Source organism: Pseudomonas sp. K5002, from assembly GCF_013386655.1.
In the GTDB taxonomy this organism is placed as follows: domain Bacteria; phylum Pseudomonadota; class Gammaproteobacteria; order Pseudomonadales; family Pseudomonadaceae; genus Aquipseudomonas.
In genome coordinates this window covers 1-4723 of sequence record NZ_JACARK010000821.1, presented here as the reverse complement: position 1 = coordinate 4723, position 4723 = coordinate 1, and the positions used below count along the sequence as shown (strand labels likewise).

At 63.2% G+C, this 4723-nt stretch carries 5 protein-coding genes and 1 pseudogene; 4 read left to right on the top strand and 2 right to left on the bottom strand.

The window, feature by feature from the left end; genetic code table 11:
• Nucleotides 1-628: SDR family NAD(P)-dependent oxidoreductase (locus HX846_RS29190; RefSeq protein WP_178966674.1), on the bottom strand; the 628-nt coding region annotated here is incomplete at its 3' end.
• A 111-nt stretch (nucleotides 629-739) separates the two neighbouring features.
• On the opposite strand from HX846_RS29190, the gene HX846_RS29185 reads away from it, so the two are divergent.
• On the top strand, nucleotides 740-1711 hold the full coding sequence (locus HX846_RS29185) for a LysR family transcriptional regulator (protein ID WP_178966673.1): 972 nt from the start codon (nucleotides 740-742) through the stop codon (nucleotides 1709-1711).
• On the opposite strand, the gene HX846_RS29180 is transcribed toward HX846_RS29185, so the two are convergent.
• Entirely contained in the window at nucleotides 1632-2549 is a 918-nt protein-coding gene (locus HX846_RS29180) for a LysR family transcriptional regulator (RefSeq protein ID WP_003211439.1), read from the bottom strand. The two genes, HX846_RS29185 and HX846_RS29180, sit on opposite strands and share 80 nt — an antisense overlap.
• 232 nt (nucleotides 2550-2781) lie before the next feature.
• Between HX846_RS29180 and HX846_RS29175 the strand changes: the two genes are divergently transcribed.
• The 3 genes and pseudogenes from HX846_RS29175 to HX846_RS29165 all read left to right on the top strand — a co-directional run.
• Nucleotides 2782-3540, top strand: coding sequence for a 5-oxoprolinase subunit PxpA (locus HX846_RS29175; protein WP_003211441.1), 759 nt, complete (start codon nucleotides 2782-2784; stop codon nucleotides 3538-3540).
• A 76-nt stretch (nucleotides 3541-3616) separates the two neighbouring features.
• A complete protein-coding gene (locus HX846_RS29170; RefSeq protein WP_008432967.1) occupies nucleotides 3617-4495 on the top strand; it encodes an allophanate hydrolase subunit 1 in 879 nt (292 codons plus the stop codon).
• Nucleotides 4492-4723 (top strand): annotated as a pseudogene (locus HX846_RS29165) (allophanate hydrolase); the annotation flags it as partial. The gene HX846_RS29170 and the pseudogene HX846_RS29165, both read left to right, overlap by 4 nt.

The following is a 4723-nucleotide window of genomic DNA, read 5'->3' as shown; positions in this document are numbered from 1 at the left end:
CGACCATCGCGTTCACGTCCGGATTGTCGCGCACCACGCCGCCGCTGAAGTCGGTGGCAATCGCGCCGGGGGCCAGGGTGTTCACGGTGATGCCACGGGCACCCAGTTCCTTGGCCTGGTAGCGGGTCAGCACTTCCACCGCGCCTTTCATCGAGGCGTAGGCCGAATAACCCGGCAGGCTGAAGCGCGCCAGGCCGCTGGAGATATTGATGATGCGGCCACCGTCACTGATCAGCGGCAGCAGTTTCTGGGTCAGGAAAAACGGGCCCTTGAAGTGGATCGCCACCAGTTGGTCGAACTGCGCTTCGGTGGTGTCGGCGAAGCTGGCGTGGGCGCCGATCCCGGCGTTGTTGATCAGGAAGTTGAAGTGCGCCTGGCCGAACACGTCCTTCAATACCGAGCCGACCTGGGCGGTGAACGCCTCGAAGGTGGAACTCTGGCTGACGTCCAGTTGCAGCATGGCCGCCTTGCCGCCCAGCGCTTCGACTTGGGCGACCACGGCCTGGGCTTCGTCCGCCGCGCTGTTGTAGGTACCGATAATGTCGACGCCTTGTGCCGCCAGGTGCAGCGCAGCGCTTTTGCCCAGGCCGCGGCTGGCGCCGGTGATGAGTGCGATTTTACGGGTCATGGTGAAGTCCTCGAGCGTGTGATGGTTCGTGGGACTGAGTGTATTTGTCCGGCCATAACGTGATAAACAGAGCTATGCCGGAATCACTGGCCGGATAAGGCGAACAATCCCATGAACAAACTAGAGTTGCTGCGTACCTTCGTGCGCGTCACCGAACTGTCGAGTTTCACCCAGGCGGGCGAGAGCCTGGGCTTGCCGCGCTCCACGGTTTCCGAGCATGTGCAGGCGCTGGAAGAGTTGCTGGGCGCGCGCCTGTTGCAGCGCACCACGCGCAAGGTTCAGGCGACCCAGGACGGGCGCGTGCTGTATGAGCGCAGCAAGGATTTGCTGTCGCACATGGAAGAGCTGGAAGGCTTGTTTCGCCAGGATGAAGCGCAGCTGGCGGGGCGCATTCGGGTGGACATGCCCAATGTCATGGCCCGGGAATTGATCCTGCCGCGCCTGCCCGAGTTCATGGACCTGCACCCGCTGATCGAACTGGAAATCAGCAGCACCGACCGCCAGGTTGATTTGCTGGCGGAAGGTTTCGACTGCGTCTTGCGCGTCGGTGCGCAGCCGGACCAGTCGGTGGTAGCCCGCTTGTTGTGCAGCATGCCGATGATCAACTGCGCCAGTGCTGCGTACCTGAAGCGCCACGGCGTACCCAGGACGCTCGCTGATTTGGCTCACCATCAACTGGTGCATTACGTACGCCCGCTGGGCTCACGTTCTCCAGGGTTTGAATACGTACAAGGCAACAAGGTGCAGCGGATTCCCATGGCCGGGCGCGTCACGGTCAACAGCACCGACGCTTACCGGGCGGCGTGCATCGGTGGCTTTGGCCTGACCCAGGCGCCCGCCCTGGGCATTCACGATCAACTGGCCAGCGGCGAGTTGGTGGCGGTGCTGCCGGACTATCCGGCGCCGGCACTGGACGTGTCCCTGCTGTACGCCGGCCAACGGCATTTGCCGCTGCGGGTGCGGGTGTTCATGGATTGGCTGGCCGCCACCTTGCAGGCTGCTTTCAACGCCGGGCAGACAACTGCTGCGGCGCCAGGAATGCATCATGGAAGTAATCCCGAAACGCCTGCATCGCCGGCGTGAAATCGCGCTCGCGGTGCCAGGCCAGGCCGACGCTCATGGGCGTGACCTTGTCGGTGACGCTCACGGTTTCGATGCGTTTGCCTTCCAGTGACCACGGGCGATGCACCAGGTCTGACAAGATCGCCACGCCGCTGCCGTTGGCGACCATGCTGCGCACTGCCTCCACCGAACTGGTGCGCAGCCGCACCTTGGGGGTTTGCCCGGCCTGTTCCCAGTAGCGCATGGCGCTTTGTTCGGCTTCGTCGACGGTGAGGAAAATGTACGGCTCCCTGGCCACATCGGCGAGGCTCACGGCGGGGCGTTCGCACAACGGGTGATGGCTGGGCAGCCACAGGCGGCGTTCGGAGTTGAAGAGGATTTCCGAGACGATATCCGCGTGGGTGAGGTTAGCGGTGAGCACCACGGCCATGTCGAACTGGCCGTTGAGCAGGCCGTGTTCGATGGCCTGGCGTTCCTGTTCGAACACCTCGATGGTCACGTCCGGGTGCCAGTGTTCCATGCGCTGCAAGTGGTGCGGCAGGAAGTAACCGAGCACGGTGTAGCTGGCGGCCACCCGCAATACGCCGCTGGCGCGGTAGTCCGGCAGCGGGCTGTTCAGGGCATCGTCGACGCTGCGCACAATCACATACGCCCGGTTGAGGAAATGCCGCCCGGCGTCGGTCAGGCTCATGCCCTGGGCCGAGCGCACGAATAGCTGCGCGCCGAGCATCGCTTCCAGCTCCTTGATCGCGGTGGTCACCGCCGATTGGGAGATGTTCAGGTGAATCGCCGCCTGGGAGATCTGGCCGATTTCGGCGGTGGCGACGAAGTAGCGGATTTGGCGCAGGGTCAGGGACATTGGTTTCTCCGCTCGCTCCCACGCTCTGCGTGGGAACGCATCCTGTGACGCTCTGCGTCACGATTTTAAAGGCGGACGCAGAGCGTCCAGGGCGGCATTCCCGCGCGGAGCGTGGTAACGATCAGTATCGGGTATCTGATTTTCAGAAGATGGGCCATCTGATAATAGATCTTCCCAAGGGGTCAAGCCGCAGCCTAATTTCCATCGCAAGAACTTCAACGGAGCGACCCCGATGCAGGCAGTGGATTTCAATTCGGACATGGGCGAAGGCTTCGGCCCCTGGACCATCGGCGACGGCGTCGACAGCGAACTGATGGCCTACATCAGCTCGGCCAACATCGCCACCGGCTTTCACGCCGGCGACCCGGGCACCATGCGCCGTACCGTCGAACGCGCCAAGCAGTTGGGCGTGGCGATTGGCGCGCACCCGGGGTTTCGCGACCTCGTAGGTTTCGGCCGACGCCATATCAACGCCCCGGCCCAGGAACTGGTGGACGACATGCTCTATCAACTCGGCGCCCTGCGGGAAATTGCCCGGGTGCAGGGCCTCACGCTGCAACACATCAAGCCCCACGGCGCGCTGTACATGCACCTGGCGCGGGACGAAGAAGCGGCGCGGTTGCTGGTGGAAAACCTGCAACGGCTGGAGCCCACGCTGCTGCTGTATTGCATGCCGAATTCGGTGATCTGGCGTATCGCCAAGGAACTCGGCCAGCCGGTGGTGCGGGAGTTTTATGCCGACCGTGAGTACGATCTCACGGGCTCCATCGTGTTTACCCGCAATGTGCGGGCGCTGGATCCGGCAACGGTCGCGGCACGCGTACTACGGGCTTGCCAGACCGGGCTGGTACGTACGGTTGAAGGCGAAGACCTGTTTATCGAATTCGATTCCATTTGCCTGCACAGCGACACCCCCGGCGCCCTTGAACTGGTGGAAGCCACCCGTGAAGCGCTGGATCAGGCGGGCATCGAAGTGCGCACACCCCGCTGACCGACACCGGTGCCCAGACACCGGGTCTGACTGATTTTTTGCCTGCCTTTCTACAATGATTCCAAGAGGAACAGACATGGCTGAATCTTCCCCGATCCGCTACAGCTTTGGCGGTGATGAACACCTGTTTGCCGAGGTCAGCGAGAGCATGTCCCTGGAGGCTTTCTTCAAGGGCATGGCCGTCACCCGCGCGGTGGAACGCCTGGCCCTGGACGGTGTGCTGGACGTCTGCCTGGCAAATGCCTCGTTCCAGATTCGCTTCGACCCGGACCGCATCGCGCCCCACGTGCTGCTCGACGCGGTACAAAGCGCCGAAGCCCAGGCCGTGGCCGAACGTACCTTGCACACCCGCATCATCGAAATCCCGGTGCTGTACAACGACCCCTGGACCCATGAAACCCTGATGCGCTTTCGCGACCGTCATCAGGACCCGACCGGTACCGACCTGGAATACGCAGCGCGGATCAACGGCCTGGCGGATGTGGACGCGTTTATCGCGGCCCACAGTGGCGCGCCGTGGTTTGTCTCGATGGTGGGGTTTGTGGCGGGCTTGCCGTTCATGTTCCAGATGGTGGAACGCGAGCGGCAGTTGCAGGTGCCCAAGTACCTGCGCCCACGCACCGACACGCCGAAATTGACCCTCGGCCACGGCGGCTGCTTTGGCTGTATCTATTCGGTACGCGGCGCCGGTGGCTACCAGATGTTCGGCGTCACCCCGGCGCCGATCTACGACCCGCAACAGCAGTTGGCTTACCTGAAAGAGCACATGGTGTTCTTCCGCCCCGGCGACATCGTGCAGTTCAAACCCATGGACCGCGACGCCTATGACCTGGCCGTGGCAGAAGTGGACGCAGGGCGCTTCGACCTGCGCATCCGCCCGGTGGAGTTTTCCCTCGACGCCTTTCTCGCCGACCCCATCGGCTACCCGAAAACCTTGCAGGAGGCGCTGGCATGATCAAGGTACTCAAACCCGGCCTCGCCACCTCCGTGCAGGATCTTGGCCGCGAAGGTTATTACCACCTCGGCATCCCGCCATCCGGCGCCCTGGACCAATACGCGTTGAGCGCGGCCAACCACCTGGTGGGCAACCCCATCGGCGCTGCCGGGCTGGAATGCACGTTGATCGGGCCGGAGCTGGAGTTTCAGCAGGATGCCCTGGTGGCGTTGTGCGGGGCGCTGATGT

Coding starts and splice junctions, on each gene's coding strand:
- HX846_RS29185 (WP_178966673.1), top strand. CDS start 740: ATGAACAAACTAGAGTTGCTGCGTACCTTCGTGCGCGTCACCGAACTG.
- HX846_RS29180 (WP_003211439.1), bottom strand. CDS start 2,549: ATGTCCCTGACCCTGCGCCAAATCCGCTACTTCGTCGCCACCGCCGAA.
- HX846_RS29175 (WP_003211441.1), top strand. CDS start 2,782: ATGCAGGCAGTGGATTTCAATTCGGACATGGGCGAAGGCTTCGGCCCC.
- HX846_RS29170 (WP_008432967.1), top strand. CDS start 3,617: ATGGCTGAATCTTCCCCGATCCGCTACAGCTTTGGCGGTGATGAACAC.